15 protein-coding genes are annotated in these 19,218 nt (G+C 73.4%); 11 read left to right on the forward strand and 4 right to left on the reverse strand.

The window, feature by feature from the left end; genetic code table 11:
• The coding region (locus ACYVJ4_RS01090) for an aldehyde dehydrogenase family protein (protein ID WP_460458257.1) at positions 1-741 on the forward strand (741 nt) is incomplete at its 5' end.
• 31 nt (positions 742-772) lie between these two features.
• On the opposite strand, the gene ACYVJ4_RS01095 is transcribed toward ACYVJ4_RS01090, so the two are convergent.
• Both ACYVJ4_RS01095 and ACYVJ4_RS01100 read right to left on the reverse strand, forming a co-directional pair.
• Positions 773-1,156, reverse strand: a complete 384-nt coding sequence (locus tag ACYVJ4_RS01095) for a phage holin family protein (RefSeq protein WP_460458258.1) — start codon at positions 1,154-1,156, stop codon at positions 773-775.
• Positions 1,157-1,259: 103 nt separating this feature from the next.
• Positions 1,260-3,668 carry an immune inhibitor A domain-containing protein gene (locus ACYVJ4_RS01100; RefSeq protein WP_460458259.1) on the reverse strand — a complete coding sequence of 803 codons (2,409 nt, stop codon included), beginning with the start codon at positions 3,666-3,668 and terminating at the stop codon, positions 1,260-1,262.
• A gap of 225 nt (positions 3,669-3,893) precedes the next feature.
• On the opposite strand from ACYVJ4_RS01100, the gene hisC reads away from it, so the two are divergent.
• The 6 genes from hisC (at position 3,894) to ACYVJ4_RS01130 (ending at position 11,761) form a co-directional block, all read left to right on the forward strand.
• Positions 3,894-4,997 (forward strand): histidinol-phosphate transaminase, encoded by a 1,104-nt coding sequence (hisC, locus tag ACYVJ4_RS01105; RefSeq protein WP_460458260.1) that lies wholly within the window; start codon positions 3,894-3,896, stop codon positions 4,995-4,997.
• 249 nt (positions 4,998-5,246) lie between these two features.
• Positions 5,247-6,764 carry a hypothetical protein gene (locus ACYVJ4_RS01110; RefSeq protein ID WP_460458261.1) on the forward strand — a complete coding sequence of 506 codons (1,518 nt, stop codon included), beginning with the start codon at positions 5,247-5,249 and terminating at the stop codon, positions 6,762-6,764.
• Positions 6,765-7,036: 272 nt separating this feature from the next.
• The gene (gene pdhA / locus ACYVJ4_RS01115; protein ID WP_460458262.1) at positions 7,037-8,206 is read left to right on the forward strand and encodes a pyruvate dehydrogenase (acetyl-transferring) E1 component subunit alpha; all 1,170 of its coding nucleotides are present in this window, start codon (positions 7,037-7,039) and stop codon (positions 8,204-8,206) included.
• 1 nt (position 8,207) lies between these two features.
• Positions 8,208-9,191, forward strand: coding sequence for an alpha-ketoacid dehydrogenase subunit beta (locus ACYVJ4_RS01120; RefSeq protein ID WP_460458263.1), 984 nt, complete (start codon positions 8,208-8,210; stop codon positions 9,189-9,191).
• 14 nt (positions 9,192-9,205) lie between these two features.
• Positions 9,206-10,747, forward strand: coding sequence for a dihydrolipoamide acetyltransferase family protein (locus tag ACYVJ4_RS01125; protein ID WP_460458264.1), 1,542 nt, complete (start codon positions 9,206-9,208; stop codon positions 10,745-10,747).
• A 123-nt stretch (positions 10,748-10,870) separates the two neighbouring features.
• Positions 10,871-11,761: an endonuclease domain-containing protein gene (locus ACYVJ4_RS01130; protein ID WP_460458265.1), complete on the forward strand. Its 891-nt coding sequence runs from the start codon at positions 10,871-10,873 to the stop codon at positions 11,759-11,761.
• A 57-nt stretch (positions 11,762-11,818) separates the two neighbouring features.
• Here ACYVJ4_RS01130 and ACYVJ4_RS01135 read toward each other — a convergent pair whose 3' ends face one another.
• The gene (locus ACYVJ4_RS01135) at positions 11,819-13,528 is read right to left on the reverse strand and encodes an MDR family MFS transporter (RefSeq protein ID WP_460458266.1); all 1,710 of its coding nucleotides are present in this window, start codon (positions 13,526-13,528) and stop codon (positions 11,819-11,821) included.
• Entirely contained in the window at positions 13,525-14,010 is a 486-nt protein-coding gene (locus ACYVJ4_RS01140) for a MarR family winged helix-turn-helix transcriptional regulator (RefSeq protein ID WP_460458267.1), read from the reverse strand. Before ACYVJ4_RS01140 ends, ACYVJ4_RS01135 begins: the two co-directional genes overlap by 4 nt.
• A 116-nt stretch (positions 14,011-14,126) precedes the next feature.
• Between ACYVJ4_RS01140 and ACYVJ4_RS01145 the strand changes: the two genes are divergently transcribed.
• From ACYVJ4_RS01145 to ACYVJ4_RS01160, 4 genes are read left to right on the forward strand one after another with little or no spacing between them, the layout of a single operon-like run.
• Positions 14,127-16,148: a cytochrome c oxidase assembly protein gene (locus tag ACYVJ4_RS01145; RefSeq protein ID WP_460458268.1), complete on the forward strand. Its 2,022-nt coding sequence runs from the start codon at positions 14,127-14,129 to the stop codon at positions 16,146-16,148.
• Positions 16,145-16,963 (forward strand): carbon-nitrogen family hydrolase, encoded by an 819-nt coding sequence (locus tag ACYVJ4_RS01150; protein ID WP_460458269.1) that lies wholly within the window; start codon positions 16,145-16,147, stop codon positions 16,961-16,963. The genes ACYVJ4_RS01145 and ACYVJ4_RS01150 overlap by 4 nt, the downstream gene beginning before the upstream one ends.
• Positions 16,964-17,308, forward strand: coding sequence for a hypothetical protein (locus tag ACYVJ4_RS01155; protein WP_460458270.1), 345 nt, complete (start codon positions 16,964-16,966; stop codon positions 17,306-17,308). It abuts the gene before it with no gap.
• Positions 17,305-19,194: an NHL domain-containing thioredoxin family protein gene (locus ACYVJ4_RS01160; RefSeq protein ID WP_460458271.1), complete on the forward strand. Its 1,890-nt coding sequence runs from the start codon at positions 17,305-17,307 to the stop codon at positions 19,192-19,194. Before ACYVJ4_RS01155 ends, ACYVJ4_RS01160 begins: the two co-directional genes overlap by 4 nt.
• Positions 19,195-19,218 lie beyond the last annotated feature (24 nt).

Below are 19,218 nucleotides of genomic sequence, written 5' to 3' on the forward strand. Positions count from 1 at the left end.
ACCGTCGTCGTCGACTCGATCGGCGACCTGCGCGGCGCGCTCGGCAACCTGGCCTTCTCGTTCACGCTCTACAGCGGCCAGATGTGCACGACGCCGCAGAACGTCTACGTGCCGCGCACCGGCGTCGACACCGACGAGGGCCACCTGTCGTTCGAGGACTTCGGCGCGCGGCTGGCCGACGCCGTGGGGCGCCTCACCGGCGACGACGCCAAGGCCGTCGAGCTGCTCGGCGCCACCGTGAACGACGGCGTCCGCGAGCGCGCAGCCGGGCTGGCCGACCTCGCGTCGTCCGCCGGCGGCTCGGTCGTCGTCGACTCCCGCCAGGTCACCCACCCGCGCTACCCCGACGCCGTCGTCCGGACGCCGGGCCTGGTGGCGCTCGACGTCGGCGCGACCTCGACGTACACGCAGGAGTGCTTCGGGCCGGTCGCCTTCCTGGTGGCCACGGACTCCACCGAGCAGTCGCTCGCGACGTTCCGCGACACCGTGCGCGAGCACGGCGCCATGACGGCGGCGGTCTACTCGACGTCCGAGCAGGTGCTCGAGGACGCCCGCGAGGCCGCGGCCGACGCCGGGGTCGCGCTGAGCGAGAACCTCGGCGGCCAGGTGTTCGTCAACCAGACCGCGGCCTTCAGCGACTTCCACGGCACGGGGGCGAACCCGGCTGCCAACGCGGCCTACACCGACGGTGCGTTCGTGGCCAACCGCTTCCGGGTCGTCACCTCGCGCCGGCACAGCTGAGGCGGCGCGGTCGCCCGTACGGCCCCGGCGGTCAGTCCTTGTCGGGCAGCACCGCGTTGAGCACCATCGTCACGACCGTCACGACCAGTGCGGCGCCGATGGCGGTCCACCAGAACTGGTCGATCTCCAGCTGCAGCGAGAAGTGGCTCGAGATCCACGCGGTGAGCTCGAGCATGGCGGCGTTCACGACGACCGACAGCAGCCCGAGCGTCAGCACGTAGAACGGGAACGCGAAGAACTTCACCACCGGCTTCACCACGGCGTTGACGACCGCGAGGATCAGGCCGATCACGAGGTAGGTCAGCACCTCGTTCAGGGTGGAGTCCTTGGTGCCGGTCACCGAGACGCCGTCCAGGAGCAGGTCGGCCACCCAGACCGCGACGGCCCCGACCACGACGTTGAGCAGGAAGCGCATGTGGATCATCCTGCCACCGCGCCCCGGGCGACCGGACGACGACGGGCCGGGAGGTCGCCCTCCCGGCCCGTCGTCGCTGCCGGCTGGTGGCCGGCGAGGTGCCTCAGCCCACGGGCGAGAGGCGGACCTTCATGGTGGTGCCGTCCTGCTCGAGCACCTGCAGCTTCACGCCGGCGTTCGCCACCTTCGCGCTCGAGCCCGGCACGACCGAGCTCCAGTACGACTTGGTGTCGTTGAACGTCGGGACCGCGTTCTGGCCGCGCACGTAGCTCGGCTGGTCGGCGACGTGCAGGGTGAACGAGTCGGCCTTCTGCAGCGAGAACGGCGCGTCGTAGACCTGGACGCGGGTGCGCCAGGGCTGGCCGTCGATCCGGTAGATCGGCGCCGGGTGGCTGTCGATCGGCAGGATCAGGCCCTCACCGGGGTGCTGGCTGGTGTTGTTGTCGGACTGCGAGGTGTCCCAGTAGCTGACCAGCAGGCCCTGCTGGTACGGGAAGTGCTCGACGAAGTCCGGCTTCGACGCGAACCCGAAGTTGTACGGGCCGCTCTGCAGCCACCGGTCGTACGAGACGTACGAGCGGTTCGACGCGATGTAGGCGTTGGCGTACGAGTTCGTGACGCTCGAGCCGACGCGGGTGAAGCCCGCGGCGGTCCAGCCCGGCTGGGCGGTCTCGACGTCGTCCGTGAACACCGTGGCGCCGCCCGAGGTCACCGAGATGTCGTCGGCGAACAGACCGCTCCAGCCCAGGTCGGGGTCGGTGCCCTGCGCCGCGCCGTCCGTGGTGTAGCGGAACCGCAGCTGCACCGACTTGCCGGCGTAGGACGACAGGTCGAACGTCGCCGGGGTCCACGCCGGGTGGGCGCCGTCGATGCCGTTGCCCTCGGCCGCCGTCCCGATGGAGCCCGGGATCGCGACCCAGCCGCTGCCGTCGTTCACCTCGACGTAGGCGTAGTCGCAGGCGTCCGGACCGCAGTCCTCGATGTTCCAGCGGGCCTTGAAGGCCAACGTGGAGGTACCGGCCGCCAGCGTGACCGACCGGGTCAGCGTGGTGCTGAGGTCGTCGCCCTGGCCGCTGAACCACTGGAACGAGCCGGACGCCGGGGCGCCGAGCTGCGTCGTGACCTTCTTGGGCGGCAGCGGGACGACGAGCGCCTGGGCCTTGGCCGAGTTGTACTCGTGCGGCCCGAGCTCCAGCGTGCGCTTCGTGCCCGCCGGGGCGATCTCGTAGTCGAGCCAGCCGAGCTGCAGCTTGTCCCACGCGCCGAGGTCGCCGGGCTTCTCGCCGAGCGCCTCGCCGGGGGCGTTGAGCCGGCTCTGGGCCATCAGGGTCCAGTGCTCGACGCCGTTGCTGCCGCCGGCGGTGTCGTACTCGTCCGGCAGGCCGAGGTCGTGGCCGTACTCGTGCGTGAAGACGCTCAGGCCGCCGTTCTCGGGCTGGATCGTGTAGTCGCCGACCCACAGGCCGGTGTCGCCGACCTGGGTGCCGCCGAGCTTGTTGGTCGCCGGGCCCGAGCTGCCGGTGCCGGCCTGGTTGACGTACCAGCGGTGGCTCCAGACGGCGTCCTCGCCCTGCTGCGGGTCGCCGTCGGCCTGGTCGCCGCCGGCGTGCACGATCTGGAAGTGGTCGATGTACCCGTCGGGCTCGTTGAAGTTGCCGTCGTGGTCGAAGTCGTAGCGGTCCCACTGGTCGAACGACTTGAGGTCGGCCGTGATCTGGGCGGTGGTGCGGCCCTTGGCCTTCTGGTCGGCGACCCACTGGTTCACGGCGTCGGCGACGAGGTTCCAGGTGTTGGAGCAGACGTTGCCGGCGCAGGGGTAGCCGTTGCTGCGGCCGTAGCGCGCCTCGTTGTAGCGGACCTTCACCCAGTCGGTGACCTGGCCGCTGACGGTGTACCGGCCGCTCGACTGCTTCTTGTAGTACGAGGCGAGCGAGTTCTCGCCCTTGCCGAAGTACAGGTCCTGGAAGTGCGCCTGGTTGTAGTCCGCCTGCCAGACCGTGCTGTTGTCCTTGCTCCGGTCGGGCTGGGGGATCTTGTTGTGCAGCGGGCCCTCGAAGGTGGCCGGGCCGGGGGTGGCGGGGTCTTGGTCCTTGTCCGGGTAGCTCGGGTGCCGCTCGTTGCCGAACTCGGCGAGGACGACGAAGATCCGGTCGGTCTTCTCGCGCTGCAGCTCGACGTACTGGTCGGTGCGCTGCGCGGCGGCCGACGTGCGGCCGGAGGTGCTGCGCGATCGGGCGTCGGCGGTGCGGCCGACCTTGACCACGGTGCTGCCGTTCTTGGTGACGGGCGTCGCCTTGCCCGCGATGACGTCGGACAGCGCGGCCTCGCGCAGGTCGCGACGCTTGGTCTCGAGCGCGTTGCCGAGCTCGTCGGAGGCCTGGGCGGTCGCCTTGGCCTGGGACGTGGACGGGGCGTTGACGTGGGGCGCGGCTGAGGCCGGGGCGAGCCCGAAGGCGGCTCCGGCGCCGGCCGCGAGCGCGAGGCTCACGACCCCCGCGGTGACCTTTCGCACGGATGGTCTCCATTCGTGGTGCAGACAGATGGGTACGAAGAACCGCGAAGGGGATGATCAGGGTCAGATCGCCCACGCGCAGCGAGCGACAACGTAAGCCGGGCCACCAGCAGTTGAGAAGGGGCTGAGGGAAGAAAGTCACGAATCGTGACAGATCGCCGCACGCCGTCGAGGCCTGTGGACGACGTCCGGCCGCCGTCCGCACGTCCCTCTAGGGTGGCGGCCATGAGCGAGCCCGACGTCTCCGTGCACCTGCGCCCGACCCTCGACGCGATCCCGGCGTACGTGCCCGGCAAGCCGGCGGCCGCCCAGCCGGGCCGCACGACGTACAAGCTGTCGTCGAACGAGAACCCCTACCCGCCGCTGCCCGCCGTGCAGGCCGTGGTCGAGCAGGCCGCGGCCGCGATGAACCGCTACCCCGACATGTTCGCCACCGGGCTCGTGCAGGCGATCGCCGACCACCTCGGCGTGCCCGCCGAGTGCGTGGCCACCGGCACCGGCAGCGTCGGCGTGCTCGGGCAGGTCGTGGCGGCCACCTGCGGCGAGGGCGACGAGGTGCTGTTCGCCTGGCGCTCGTTCGAGGCGTACCCGATCGTCGCGCAGGCCGCCGGTGCCGTGCCGGTCATGGTGCCGCTCACCGCCGACGCGCGGCACGACCTGGACGCCATGGCCGACGCCATCACCGACCGCACCCGCCTCGTGCTGGTCTGCACGCCCAACAACCCGACCGGTCCCGTCGTCCACGCCGACGAGCTCGAGGCCTTCCTCGACCGCGTGCCGCGCGACGTCCTGGTGGTGATCGACGAGGCGTACGTCGAGTTCGTGCACGACCCGGACGCCCCCGACGCGCTCGCGGTGCACCGCGCGCGGCCGAACGTCGCCGTGCTCCGCACCTTCTCCAAGGCCTACGGGCTGGCCGGCCTGCGGGTCGGGTTCGCGGTGGCGCACCCCCCGGTGGCTGCCGCCCTGCGCAAGACGGCCGTGCCGTTCGGCGTCTCGGGCATCGCCCAGGAGGCCGCCGTGGCCTCGCTGGCCGCGGCCGACGAGCTGGCCGAGCGGGTCGAGGCCCTGGTGGCCGAGCGCACCCGGGTCGTGGCCGCGCTCGCCGAGCAGGGCTGGCGGCTTCCGGCCACCCAGGCCAACTTCGTGTGGTTCCCCGTCGGCGAGCAGACCCCGGCCTTCGCCGCCGCCTGCGACGAGGCCGGTCTGGTCGTGCGCCCGTACGGCACGGACGGCGTGCGGGTGAGCATCGGCGAGACCGAGGCCAACGACCGGTTGGTGCAGGTCGCGGGGCAGTTCCTGGCCGCGGGCGCGACCCGTTCGGAGTAAGACCCGATCGGGCTAAAGGTTTCCGAGCGGGCTGCCGATGTAGTGCTGTCGGGTCATCTCCGGACTAGTCCGAACGGGGCATATGCGGCGCTCGCCGCAGACCGTAGGCTAGTCCGAGGGGTATCACTCGCTGCGCACAACCGATAGCATGGAGTTATAGTTGAGCACGACGGTCACGGTCTGTGATCGCACACCACGACGACGCCACCGGGGGCGATGGTCATGACTGCAGTGACGAGGCTGCCGCAGATGCGGGCCGGCTCAGTGCTGCGCGTGCGCGCGAGCGGCCCTGCCGCCGCGGTCGCCGCCGTGTCCTCCCTCGCGCTGGTCGGCGCCGCGATGGCCGGTTTCGGCACGCGCCCGGCCACCGCGCCCGAGCGCGGCGCCGTCGTCGGCCTGGCCGAGCCGGGTGGCGTGCAGGTCCTGCAGGCGCCCAAGCCTCCGGTCGCCGTCAAGACCCCGTCGCGTCCCGACGGCGGCTCGAGCTCGTCGGCCGGCGGGTCGTCGTCCGGCCAGGGCGGCCCCGGCGCCGGCACCGTCGTGCCGGCCGGGTCCACCGGCGGCAGCACCTCCGTCCCGACCACCGGCCCCACCGCCCCGTCCTCGGGTCACGGCAACGGTCACGGGAACGGCCACGGCACCGGTCACGGCACCGGCAAGCCCACCACCGACAAGCCCACCCCCGGCAAGGACTTCCAGGTCAGCTTCTCCGACGACACGGTGAAGGCGGCCAAGGACGTCATCAAGGGCGAGGTCGTCGAGAAGCTCGTCGAGGCCGTCGGCAACGACAAGTTCGGCCGGCAGCAGGTCCGCAAGGCCGACACCACCATGACGTTCACGCTCACCGAGCCGGTCACGGCGGCCATGACCGCTGCCGCGAACGACGCCTACACCCAGGCGTTCGAGCAGGCGCAGCAGACGCCCGACCTGCCGCGGGAGCAGATCCTCGAGCAGGCCAAGGCCGACTTCGAGCAGGCGCTGCCGCAGGCGATCGCCGCCAACGTCGCGCTGCCCGTCTACAACGCCGTCAGCGACGTGCCCCAGGTGGGCGGCTCGCCCGAGGTCGTGTCGGCCCTGGTCGACCAGGCGTCCCAGGCCGCGGTGCCCACCGTCGTCGAGCAGGCCGCCGAGGCCGTCGCCGAGGTCGCCACCACCGTCGTCGACACCGTGACGCAGGAGGTGCCGCCGACGCCGCCGAGCCCGACGACGCCGCCGAGCATCCCGCCGACCCCGACCGACACCCCCAGCACGCCGACCGACACCCCGACCGACACCCCGACGACGCCGACCGACAGCCCGAGCCCCACCACCGAGCCGACGACGCCGAGCGACCCGCCGACCACGCCCGACACCCCGACCGACGAGCCGTCCACGCCGTCGAGCGACCCGACGTCCTCCTCCAGCACGACGACGGCGCCGAGCACGCCGAGCGAGACCTCCTCGACCTCCGCCACCGCGGCGCCGACGGGTTCGCCGTCGACCTCCGCCACGACCGGCTCCGACGCGGGCGCCACCGTGCCGGACCAGAACGGTCACGACGGCCACCACGGCAAGCACCGCAAGGGCGACAAGGGCGACGACAGCACGGACGGCGCGCCCTGCGCGCCGCTGGGTGCCCCGACCAACGCCTCCGGCCAGCAGAACGGCCGGCGCGGCCCGCGTCGCGGCGGCCCGGACGACGGCACCGACGGTTCGCAGCCCACGCGCCCCGACCGTGGCGGCCGCCACGCCCGCAGCCGTCACGAGGGCGGTCGGCACCGCGCCTGACCCGCGCACCACGCCTGCTCGCAGCGGGGCACCCGGCACGTCCGGGTGCCCCGCTGCTGCGTGCTGCTGCGGGCGGGTGGCGGGCGACCGGCTGGTTCGCAGGGGGCCCCGCGCGGCGGGTACCTTGTCCCCTGAGCAGTCGTGACGCGCGCCACAGCGCTCGCGGGTGCACCCGACGTCCGGCTGGCTCACCCCGCCCGCCGTGACGGCGGGCCCACCGGTCAGCTCCCGCCGCGGGTCACCCTCGCGCCGGGTCGACGAAGGAGAACCACGTGACCGACAGCGTCGTCGGGAGCGAGGTCGGCGTCAGCACCATCGACGGCGGCCCCGATCTCGTCCAGCTGCTCACCCCCGAGGGCGAGCGCGTCGACCACCCCGAGTACTCGTCCTACGTGGCCGACCTCGGCGCGGACGACCTCAAGGCCCTCTACCGCGACCTGGTGCTCGTGCGCCGCGTCGACGCCGAGGCCACCGCGCTGCAGCGCCAGGGCGAGCTGGGCATCTGGGCCAGCCTGCTGGGCCAGGAGGCCGCGCAGGTCGGCTCGGGCCGCGCGCTCGCGCCGCAGGACTACGCGTTCCCCACCTACCGCGAGCACGGCGTCGCCTGGTGCCGCGGGGTCGACCCGCTCAACCTGCTCGGCCTGTTCCGCGGCGTGAACCACGGCGGCTGGGACCCGGACGAGAAGAACTTCCACCTCTACACGATCGTCATCGGTGCGCAGACGCTGCACGCGACGGGGTACGCGATGGGCATCCAGCGCGACCACGCGGTCGGCAGCGGCGAGCCGGGTCGCGACGCGGCCGTCATCGCCTACTTCGGCGACGGCGCGACGTCCCAGGGCGACGTCAACGAGGCGTTCGTCTTCGCCGCAGTGCAGAACGCCCCGGTGGTCTTCTTCTGCCAGAACAACCAGTGGGCCATCAGCGAGCCCAACGAGCGCCAGACGCGCATCCCCCTCTACCAGCGCGCCGCCGGCTTCGGCTTCCCGGGCGTGCGGGTCGACGGCAACGACGTCCTGGCCGTGTACGCCGTGACCAAGGCCGCGCTCGACAACGCGCGCCAGGGCGGCGGGCCGACGTTCATCGAGGCGTTCACCTACCGCATGGGCGCGCACACGACGTCCGACGACCCCACGCGCTACCGCGTCTCGGCCGAGGTCGAGGTGTGGAAGGAGCGCGACCCGATCATCCGGCTCAAGGCGCACCTGGTCGCGAACGGCATGGCCGACGACGACTTCTTCTCCGCGCTCGACGCCGAGAGCGAGGAGCTCGCGGCGCACGTGCGGCAGGGCTGCCTGAGCCTGCCCGACCCCGAGCCGCTGAGCATGTTCGACCACGTCTACGTCGACGAGCACCCGCTGGTCGAGGAGGAGCGGCGCGAGTTCGCCACCTACCTCGACTCGTTCGCCGATGCCGGCCACGGCACCGAGGGAGGTCGCTGACATGGCGCAGATCAGCCTGGCCAAGGGCATCAACACCGGCCTGCGGGCCGCGATGGAGGCCGACCCCAAGGTCCTCATCATGGGTGAGGACATCGGCAAGCTCGGCGGCGTCTTCCGCGTCACCGACGGCCTGCAGAAGGACTTCGGCGAGGACCGCGTCATCGACGCCCCGCTGGCCGAGTCCGGCATCATCGGCACCGCCATCGGCATGGCGCTGCGCGGCTACCGGCCCGTCTGCGAGATCCAGTTCGACGGGTTCGTGTACCCCGCGTTCGACCAGATCGTGTCGCAGCTGGCCAAGATGCGCGCCCGCGCGCTCGGCGCCGTCAAGCTGCCGGTCGTCGTCCGGATCCCGGTCGGTGGCGGCATCGGCGCGGTCGAGCACCACAGCGAGTCCAACGAGGCCTACTTCGCGCACACCGCGGGCCTGCGCGTCGTGTGCTGCGCCGACCCGGTCGACGCGCACTTCATGATCCAGCAGGCCATCGCCAGCGACGACCCGGTGATCTTCTACGAGCCCAAGCGGCGCTACTGGGAGAAGGGCGACCTGCCCGAGGGCATGTCGCTCGCCGACGCCCAGCCGCTGCACCAGGCCAAGGTCGTCCGCGAGGGCGAGCACGTCACCGTCGCCGCCTACGGCCCGATGGTGAAGACCTGCGTCGAGGCCGCCACCGCCGCGGCCGAGGAGGGGCGCAGCATCGAGGTCGTCGACCTGCGCTCGCTGTCTCCGCTGGACGTCGACACGCTCGCGGCGTCGGTCGAGAAGACCGGCCGGCTCGTCGTCGTCCACGAGGCGTCGACGTTCCTCGGCATGGGGGCGGAGGTCGCCGCGCGCATCACCGAGCGCTGCTTCTACCACCTCGAGGCGCCCGTGCTCCGGGTCGGCGGGTTCAACCTGCCCTACCCGCCGAGCAAGCTCGAGGAGGAGTTCCTGCCGGACCTCGACCGGGTGCTCGACGCCGTCGACCGCTCGCTCGCCTACTGAGGAAGGGGACGGACGTGCCTGACCTGAAGCAGTTCCGCCTGCCCGACGTCGGCGAGGGCCTCACCGAGGCCGAGATCGTGACCTGGAAGGTCAAGCCCGGCGACACGGTGCGCACCAACGACATCATCGTCGAGATCGAGACGGCCAAGTCGCTCGTCGAGCTGCCGACGCCGTTCGCCGGCGTGGTCAGCGAGCTGCTCGTGCCCGAGGGCCAGACCGTCGACGTCGGCACGCCGATCATCGCGGTCGACGTCGATCCCGGCGGCGCGGCTCCGGCGGCCCCGGCCTCCCCGGCCGAGGCGTCCGGCAGCTCGACCGAGCCCCCCGGTGCGGCCGAGGGCGCGACCGAGGTCGAGCAGGCGCCCGAGGAGGGCGCCGTCGAGCCCGGCCTCATCGGTGGTCCCGCGCCCGGTGGGCGCACGTCGGTGCTCGTGGGCTACGGCCCCCGGACGACGTCCGCCAAGCGCCGCCCACGCAAGGCCAACGTCGACCAGTTCGCCGACGAGGGCGTCAAGCCCGCGCGCCACGGCGGCTACGAGATCGGCCGGATGGTCTCGCAGGAGCTGGCCGAGGAGGCCGAGCTCCCTCCGGTCGAGCCGCACCGTGCGCCGCACACCGACCTGCCCGACCACCTCGGGCACGACGAGACGCCGCGGGTGCACGGCCGGGCGCTGGCCAAGCCGCCGGTGCGCAAGCTGGCCAAGGACCTCGGCGTCGACCTGACCTCGGTGGCGCCGAGCGGTCCGGGTGGCGTGGTGACGCGGGAGGACCTGCAGAACCACGTCTCCGGCGGATCGGCGGCTGCGGCCCCGGCCGCGGTGGCGGCGCTCCCGTCGTCCCGGCCGGCCGAGGGGCAGCGCGAGACGCGGGTGCCGATCAAGGGCGTGCGCAAGATGACCGCGCAGGCCATGGTCGGCTCGGCGTTCACCGCGCCGCACGTCACCGAGTTCGTGCAGGTCGACGTGACCCGCACGATGAAGCTCGTCGACCGGCTGCGCACCGACCGCGAGTTCCGCGACGTCAAGGTCTCGCCGCTGCTGGTCGTGGCCAAGGCCATGCTCATCGCGGCGCGCCGCAACCCCGAGATCAACGCGGCGTGGGACGAGGCGGCCCAGGAGATCGTGGTCAAGCACTACGTGAACCTCGGCATCGCCGCGGCCACCCCGCGCGGGCTCGTCGTCCCGAACATCAAGGACGCGCACGCCATGTCGCTGCGCGAGCTGGCCGACGCGCTGGCCGCGCTGACCGCCACCGCGCGCGAGGGTCGTACCCAGCCGGCCGAGATGGCCGGCGGCACGATGTCGATCACCAACGTCGGCGTCTTCGGCGTCGACACCGGCACGCCGATCCTCAACCCGGGCGAGGCCGCGATCCTGTGCTTCGGCGCGGTGCGGGCGATGCCGTGGGTGCACAAGGGCAAGGTCACGCCGCGCCAGGTCACGACGCTGGGGCTGAGCTTCGACCACCGGCTGGTGGACGGCGACCTCGGCAGCCGCTTCCTCTCGGACGTCGCCACCGTGCTCGAGCGTCCCGAGCAGGCCCTGGTCTGGGCCTGACCGCGACGTCGACCTGACGAAGAAGGGGCACCGGACCACGGTCTGGTGCCCCTTCGTCGTCAGGTCACGAGCGCCTGTGGACGACGCCGGCCCCAGTGGGCCGGACCGCGACACGCTGGTGCCGTGCCCGGACGTCGACCGCTCCCTCCGACGGTCGTGCCCGGCGTCCCGTTCACCCGCAGCGAGGGGGAGTCCTTCGGGCTGTCTGCCGACGTGCAGCGCGGCGCGCGGTTCGTCTCGCCCACCTACGGGGTGAGGGTCCTCGCGGACGGCGAGCTCGACCTGCTGACCCGGTGCCGCGCCCTGGTCTGCGCCGCGCCCGACGTGGTGTTCAGCCACGCCACCGCGGCAGAGCTCCTGCGGCTCCCTGCGCCGCGCCGGCCCGAGCTCGAGGTGAGCACCGTCGGTGAGAAGCGCCCGCCACGACGAGCCGGTGTCGTCGGGCACCAGGGGCTGCTGCCGGACGACGTGGTCCTGCGGTCTGGCCTCGCGGTGGTCCGGGCCGAGACGACGTGGGCGGACCTGGGCAGTCGGCTCGACCTCGCGGAGCTCGTGGTCCTGGGCGACGCCGTGCTGGGGCGCGGCGCCTCGAGGGCGTCGCTCGCGCAGGCAGCTGCCACTCCGGCGCGACGTCGAGGGGTCCGCTTGCTGCGCCGAGCGCTGCCCTTGCTCGACGGGCGCAGCGAGTCGCCGATGGAGTCGAGGCTGCGGTTGCTGCTCGTCACGAGCGGGCTCCCCGCGCCGCAGGTGAACCGGGACGTCGTCGTCGACGGCGCGTGGTTGGCCCGTCCCGACCTCAGCTACCAGGAGGCACGGCTCGCCATCGAGTACGAGGGCGACCACCACCGCACCGACCGTCGCCAGTGGCTGGGCGACAAGGCCCGCCGTCGTCTGCTGGAGGACCACGGCTGGCAGGTCATCGAGGTGACGTCGCGCGACGTCCTGCAGCACCCGGATCGTCTGGCCGAGCGGGTGCGAGCCGCGCTCGTCCGTCGCAGTGGTGCCGTGACCTGACGCAGAACGGGCACCCGACGACGGTCAGGTGCCCCTTCTGCGTCAGGTCGACTGCGGTCAGGCGTCCTTGGTGGAGGCCTCGGCCTTCGCCGCAGCGGCGGCCTCGGCCTCGGCGCGGCGCTCGCCGGCCGCGGCCTGCAGGCCCGACTGCGAGCGCAGCTCGCGCGCCGGCAGGAACAGCACCACGACGAACCCGACGGCCACGACCACCGCGGCCGCCACGAACACCATGTGCATGGCGTCCGAGAAGCCGACGAGGAACGGGTGCGCCAGGCGCGGGTCGATCCGGTCGAGGAACGAGCTGTCGTTCAGCGACGACGAGCCTCCGAACGCGCCCGACTTCAGCTGCTGCGCGAACTGCGCGTTCTTCGGGTCCGCGAGCGCGGCCTGGAAGTCCGGCTGCGTGCGCGCGACCGAGAAGGCCGAGGCCAGCTTGTCCGGCAGGCTGCTGAACAGGATCGACAGGAACACCGCGACGCCGAGCGTGCCGCCGATCTGCCGGAAGAACGTCGCCGAGGCGGTGGCGGTGCCGATGTCGCGCGGCGACACGGCGTTCTGGATCGCCAGCACCAGCGGCTGCAGGCAGTTGCCGAGGCCCAGGCCGAACACCAGCATGATGAGCATCGTCTGCCACAGCGGCGTGTCCGCCCCGATGCGGGAGAACAGCACCAGGCCGACCAGCATCAGGCCGGCGCCCAGGATCGGGAACGGCCGGTACTTGCCGGTGCGCGAGATCGTCTGGCCCGAGGCGATCGAGGCCGTCATGATGCCGAGCGTCAGCGGCAGCAGCTGCAGGCCGGCGACGGTGGGCGAGGCGCCCTTGACGATCTGCAGGTAGAGCGGCAGCACCGAGACGCCGCCGAACAGGCCCATGCCCAGCACGATGTTGGCGATCGTGGACGTCGACACCGTGCGGTCGCGGAACAGCCGCAGCGGGATCAGCGCCTCGTCGCCCATGGCGCGCTCGGCGACGAAGAACGCCACCAGGCCGACGACGCCGACGACGAAGCACGCGATCGAGCGCCCGGAACCCCAGCCCCACTCGCGGCCCTGCTCGGCCACGGTCAGCAGCGGCACCAGGCCGACGGTGAGGGCCACGGCGCCGCGCCAGTCGATCCGGTGGTCGTGCCGGTGGTGCTCGATGTTCAGCGTGTGGTTGACGACGTACAGGGCGGCGATGCCGATCGGCACGTTCACCAGGAAGACCCAGCGCCAGCCGGTGACGCCCAGGATCGAGTCGGCGCCGGCGAAGAAGCCGCCGACGACCGGGCCCAGGACGCTCGAGGTGCCGAAGACGGCCAGGAAGTAGCCCTGGTACTTGGCGCGCTCGCGCGGCGAGACGATGTCGCCGATGATCGCCAGCGCCAGCGAGAACAGGCCGCCGGCGCCGAGACCCTGCAGCGCGCGGAACGCCGCGAGCATGTACATGGACGTCGAGAACGTGCACAGCAGCGAGCCGACCACGAAGATCGAGATGGCCGTGATGAAGAACGGCTTGCGGCCGTAGATGTCGCTGAGCTTGCCGTACAGCGGCGTCGCGATCGTCGAGGTGATCAGGTAGGCGGTGGTCACCCACGCCTGCACCGACAGCCCGTTGAGGTCGTCGGCGATGGTGCGGATCGCGGTGGCCACGATCGTCTGGTCGAGGGCGGCGAGGAACATGCCCATCATCAGCCCCACCAGGATGGTGAGGATCTGCCGGTGGGTGAGCCCGCCGTCGTGGTCTGCGCTCGGTGCGGCCGGTGCCGCAGCGGCGTCGGAGGTCATGCGGTCTCCTGGGATTCGAGGGTCTGGACCAGGCGCGGGCGGTGCCGCTCGAGGTCGGTGGTGAAACGGTCGAGCAGGGTGGCCAGGGTGCGGACGTCGTCGACGTCCCAGTCCTGCAGCACCCCGGCGATCAGCGCGTCGCGCTCGGCGCGCACGGTGGCGAACAGCTCGGCCCCGCGGTCGGTGGCGACGAGCTGGACGGCGCGGCCGTCGTCCGGGTCGGGACGGCGCTCGACGAGGCCGGCCTCGACGAGGGCGGCCGCCTGACGGCTGACGGTCGACGGGTCCGCGCAGAGCACCTCGGCGAGCGCGTTGGCGCGCATGGCGCCGCGGGTGACGAGGTGGAACAGCGCGACGTACGACGACCACTCCAGGCCGTGCCGGGTGCGCGCGCTCAGGTGCGACTTGAGCGCGCCGACCTGCCGGGTGAGCCGCACCACCTGGGTGCTGAGCTCCGCGGCAGCGGGAGCGAGATCAGTCAAGGAGGTCTCCGGTCGGTGCAGATACTTAGTTGCGTGATACAAGCAACTCGACCAGGGTGCACCCGCAGCCCCGCCCGGCGCAAATCCCTTTCGCGCCAGCCACCTACCCTGGACGCATGGCCACCCCCGTCCCCGCGGTCCGCGGCGCGCGCCTGGCCGCGGCCGGTGGCGGGCTGGGCGCCGTGGCGCTCGCGGTGGTGCTGCTCGGGCTGACCCTGACCGGGGCGGCCGGGGCCTCGCTGGTGGCCGACCCGGGTGCGGCCACCCGCTGGGGCCTGCCGCTGGCCAAGGTGGTCGACGACGTCGCCGCGTGCCTCACGGTCGGACTGCTCGTGCTGGCCGCGGTCGCGCTGCCCCTGGGCGGTGCCGGACGACGGACGGCCGGCTCGCGCTCGCCCGAGCTCGCGGGCACCGCCCTGACGGTGGTGCGCCTCGCCGGGGCGACGGCCTTCGTGTGGGCGGTGTCGGGCGCCGTGGTGCTCGTCCTCAGCTACGCGCGCCTGGCCGGCGTGGGTCCGGGCGAGCCCGGCTTCTCCCAGCAGCTCGGCCAGTTCATCACCGAGATCGACCTGCTGCGCGCCCTGCTCGTCAGCTCGCTCGTGGTGGCGGTCGTGGCCACCGGCGCGGTCGTCGCCACGCGGCAGGTGACCGTCGGCTGGATGGCGCTGCTCTCGGTCGTCGCGCTGCTGCCGGTGGCGCTCACGGGTCACGCGTCGGGCTCCCTCGACCACGAGCTCGCCGTCGACAGCCTGGCGATGCACCTCGTCGGCGTCACGGTGTGGGTCGGCGGCCTGGTCGGGCTCGTCGTCCTGCGCGGCCGGCTCGGGCCCGCACTGCCGGACGTCGTCGCCCGCTACTCGACCCTGGCGCTGTGGTGCTTCGGGCTGGTCGCGCTGTCCGGTGCCGTCAACGCCTGGCTGCGGCTCGGCGGGCTCGACGGGTTGCAGACCCGGTACGGGGCGCTGGTCGGGGTCAAGGTCGCGTCGCTGGTGCTGCTGGGCGTCGCCGGCGCGGCGCACCGTCGCCGCACCATCCGCGTCATCGCCGCCGAACCCGCTGCGGCGCAAGCCTTCTGGCGGCTCGCGATCGGCGAGCTCGTCGTGATGGGTGTCGCGGTCGGCGCCGCGGTGGCGCTCGCGAGCAGCGCGCCGCCGCGCGAGGTCGAGGCCGCAGGCACCCCGGCGCTCGCGCTCACCGGCTACCCGATGCCGCCGCCGCTCGACCTCGCCCGGTGGTTCGGCGCGTGGCGCGTCGACCTGCTCTGGACGACGGTCGCCGTCCTGCTCGCCGGCCTCTACGTCGTCGGGGTGCGCCGGCTCGCGGCGCGCGGCGACCGCTGGCCCGTGCTGCGCACCGTCGCCTGGGTCGCGGGCTGCGTCGTGCTGGTGTGGGCGACGAGCGGGGCGCCCGGCATCTACGGCCGCGTGCTGTTCAGCGCGCACATGATGGGGCACATGACCATGTCGATGGTCGTGCCTCCGCTGCTGGTGCTCGGCGCTCCCGTGACGCTCGCGCTGCGCACGCTGCCCGCCCGCCGCGACGGCAGCCAGGGTCCGCGCGAGTGGTTGCTGGCCGTCGTCCACTCGCGGTTCCTCGCGCTCGTCGGCCACCCGCTCGTCGCGGCCGGGCTCTTCGCGGGCAGCCTGATCGCCTTCTACTACTCGCCGCTGTTCGAGCTGTCGCTGCGCACCCACACCGGGCACGTCCTGATGCACGTGCACTTCCTGCTGGTGGGCTACCTGTTCGCATCGGTGCTGATCGGCGTCGACCCCGGGCCGCGCCACCCGCCGTACCCGATGCGCCTGCTGCTGCTGTTCGCCACCATGGCGTTCCACGCCTTCTTCGGCATCGCGCTCGTGCAGGGCTCGCAGCTGCTCGCGCCCGACGTCCTGGGCGCGCTCGGCCGCACCTGGGGGCGCTCGCCGATCGCCGACCAGCAGTACGGCGGCGCGGTGGCCTGGGGCGTCGGCGAGCTGCCGGTGCTGCTGCTCGGCATGGGCATCGCGATCGCCTGGGTGCGCTCGGACGACCGCGAGGCCCGGCGCAGCGACCGGCAGGCCGACCGCGACGGCGACGCCGAGCTCGCGGCCTACAACGCCCGGCTGGCTCGCATGCGCGACGAGGAGGTGCGGCGATGAAGGTCGCGGTGGTGCAGGTCGCGTACGGCGACGGCGAGCCGGTCGCCGAGCGGGTCGAGCGGGTCGCCGCGCTGGTGCGCGCGCAGGCCGGCCACGACCTGGTCGTGCTGCCCGAGCTGTGGGCACCCGAGGGCTTCTCGTACCCGCTGTGGGCCGACCGGGCCGAGACCCTCGACGGCCCGACCGTCACCGCGATGCGGGAGGCGGCCCGCGACGCCGGCGTCGTGCTGCACGCCGGCTCGGTGGTCGAGAAGGCGGCGGACGGTGCCGACCCCGGCCCGCAGGGCCGCGGGCTCTGGAACACCTCGGTGCTGCTCGGCCCGGACGGCGACCTGCTGGCCACCTACCGCAAGGTGCACCGGTTCGGCTTCGGCGCCGGCGAGCCGCACCTGCTCGAGGCGGGCCTCGACGTCGTCACGGCGGACGTGCCGCAGCCGCGCTCCGGCGGCGCACCGGTGCGGCTGGGGCTCGCCACCTGCTACGACCTGCGCTTCCCCGAGCAGTTCCGGCTGCTGCTCGACGCCGGGGCCGAGGTGGTCGTCGTCCCGGCGGCCTGGCCCGCCGCGCGCGTCGCCCACTGGACGTTGCTCGGCCAGGCCCGCGCGGTCGAGGACCAGGTCTTCGTCGTCGCCTGCAACACCGGCGGCACGCACTCCGGCCATGCCATGGGCGGGCGCAGCCAGGTCGTCGCGCCCACCGGCGAGGTGCTGGCCTCCGCGGGCGAGGGCGAGCAGGTGCTCTCGGTGACCCTGGACGTCGAGGGGCTGGCCGACGTGCGAGCGGCCTTCCCGGTGCTGGCCGACCGGCGGCTCTAGGTGGACTTCTACCTCGTGGTGCTCGCGGTCTGCCTCGTCGTCGGGCCGATCTCGTACCGGCGCTCGCGGTCGATGACGCGGTACGTGACCGTGACCGGCGCGCCCGTCGTCTGGGTGCTGCTCGGGATCACCGCGGTGCTGGCGGCGTCGTCCGAGCGGCACGGCGACCCGGCCACCGCGCAGGCGCTGTTCACGGGCGGCCTGATCGGCACCGGCTTCGCGCAGGTCGTGCTGCTGCGGCGCACGTTCGTCGAGCACCGCCGCCCGCCCGGGCCGGACGACCCGGCCGACGGACCCGACGGACCCGACGGACCCGACGAGGACGACGAGGCGACGCCGCGATGACCGCTCCCACCCGCCGCGCCCGCGTGCGCGCACCCGAGCTCGCCGGCCGCGGCTGGCTCAACACCGGCGGCGAGCCGCTGACGCTGGCCGGGCTGCGCGGCAAGGTCGTGCTGCTCGACTTCTGGACGTTCTGCTGCGTCAACTGCCTGCACGTGCTCGACGAGCTGCGCCCGCTGGAGGAGAAGTACTCCGACGTCCTGGTGACGATCGGCGTGCACTCGCCGAAGTTCGAGCACGAGGCGGACGCCGACGCGCTCGTCGCGGCGGTCGAGCGGTACGGCGTGCACCACCCCGTGCTCGACGACCCCGAGCTGGTCACCTGGAAGGCCTTCGCGGCCCGGGCCTGGCCGACGCTCACCGTCGTCGACCCCGAGGGCTACGTCGTGGCGCAGCTGTCCGGGGAGGGCCACGCGCACGGGCTCGGCGTGCTGCTGGACGAGCTGGTCGCCGAGCACGAGGCGAAGGGCACGTTGCACCGCGGCTCGGGTCCGTACGTGCCGCCGCCCTCGCCGTCCACCGCGCTGCGCTTCCCCGGCAAGGTGCTGGCGCTGCCCGGCGGCTCGTACCTCGTGAGCGACACCGCGCACCACCAGCTGGTCGAGCTCGAGGCCGACCTGGTCACCGAGCGGCGGCGGTTCGGCGACGGGGGGCGCGGGCTGGTCGACGGCGGCCCGGCGGCCGCGCGGTTCAGCGAGCCGCAGGGCCTGGCGCTGCTGCCGGCCGACGTGGCCGCGAACGTGGGCTACGACGTGGTCGTCGCCGACACGGTCAACCACGCGCTGCGCGGGCTCCGGCTGGACGACGGCGCGGTGACCACCGTGGCCGGAACCGGCCGTCAGCTGCGGCTGCGCACCGGCGCTGGACCCGCTGCGGCACAAGACCTCTCGTCGCCGTGGGACGTCGCGTGGTTCGACCACGCCGTCGTCGTGGCCATGGCCGGCACCCACCAGCTGTGGACGTTCGACCCGGTCGAGGGCAGCATCGAGGTGCTGGCCGGCACGAGCGCCGAGGGCGTCCGCGACGGCGCCGCCCACCACGCGTGGTTCGCCCAGCCGTCCGGCCTCGCGACGTCGCCCGACGGCGAGGTGCTGTGGGTCGCCGACTCCGAGACCTCGGCGCTGCGGCACCTGCACGCGGCGCCCGACGACCCCGCGCTCGAGGGCGCGCGGTTCGAGGTGCTCACGGACGTCGGCACCGGCCTGTTCGACTTCGGGCACGTCGACGGGCCGGCCGCCGAGGCGCTGCTGCAGCACCCGCTCGGGGTGACCGTGCTGCCGGACGGCTCGGTCGCGCTCGCCGACACGTACAACGGGGCCGTGCGGCGGTTCGACCCGTCGTCCGGGGAGGTGCAGACGCTCGCGACCGGGCTCGCCGAGCCGAGCGCTGCGGTCGTCGAGCCCGGCGCGGACGGCGAGCCGCCCGTGCTGGTGGTCGTCGAGTCGGGGGCGCACCGGCTGGTGCGGGTGGCGATCCCCGCCGACGCGCAGCGCGTCGACGGCGGCGCGCGTCGCACGCAGCGCCCGCCGACCGAGCTCGCCCCGGGAGAGGTCACGCTCGCGGTGAGCTTCGTGCCGCCGTCCGGGCAGAAGCTCGACCACCGGTGGGGCGACCCGACCCGGCTCGACGTCAGCGCGACCCCGCCGTCCCTGCTCGTCGAGGGCGCGGGCAGCGCGCAGGGGCTGGTGCGCGAGCTGCGGCTCGCCGACGGCGTCACCGAGGGGGTGCTGCACGTCAGCGTGCAGGCCGCGGCGTGCGACGGCGACCCCGAGACCGGCGAGCCGGCCGAGCACGCCGCCTGCCACCTCTACCAGCAGGACTGGGGCATCCCCGTGCGGCTCGTGGCGGGCGCGCCGTCCGACCTCGTCCTCGACCTCCGCGGCACCTGACCCCACCCCGCCCCCGCTCCGGGG

It is taken from the genome of Angustibacter peucedani (assembly GCF_054779595.1).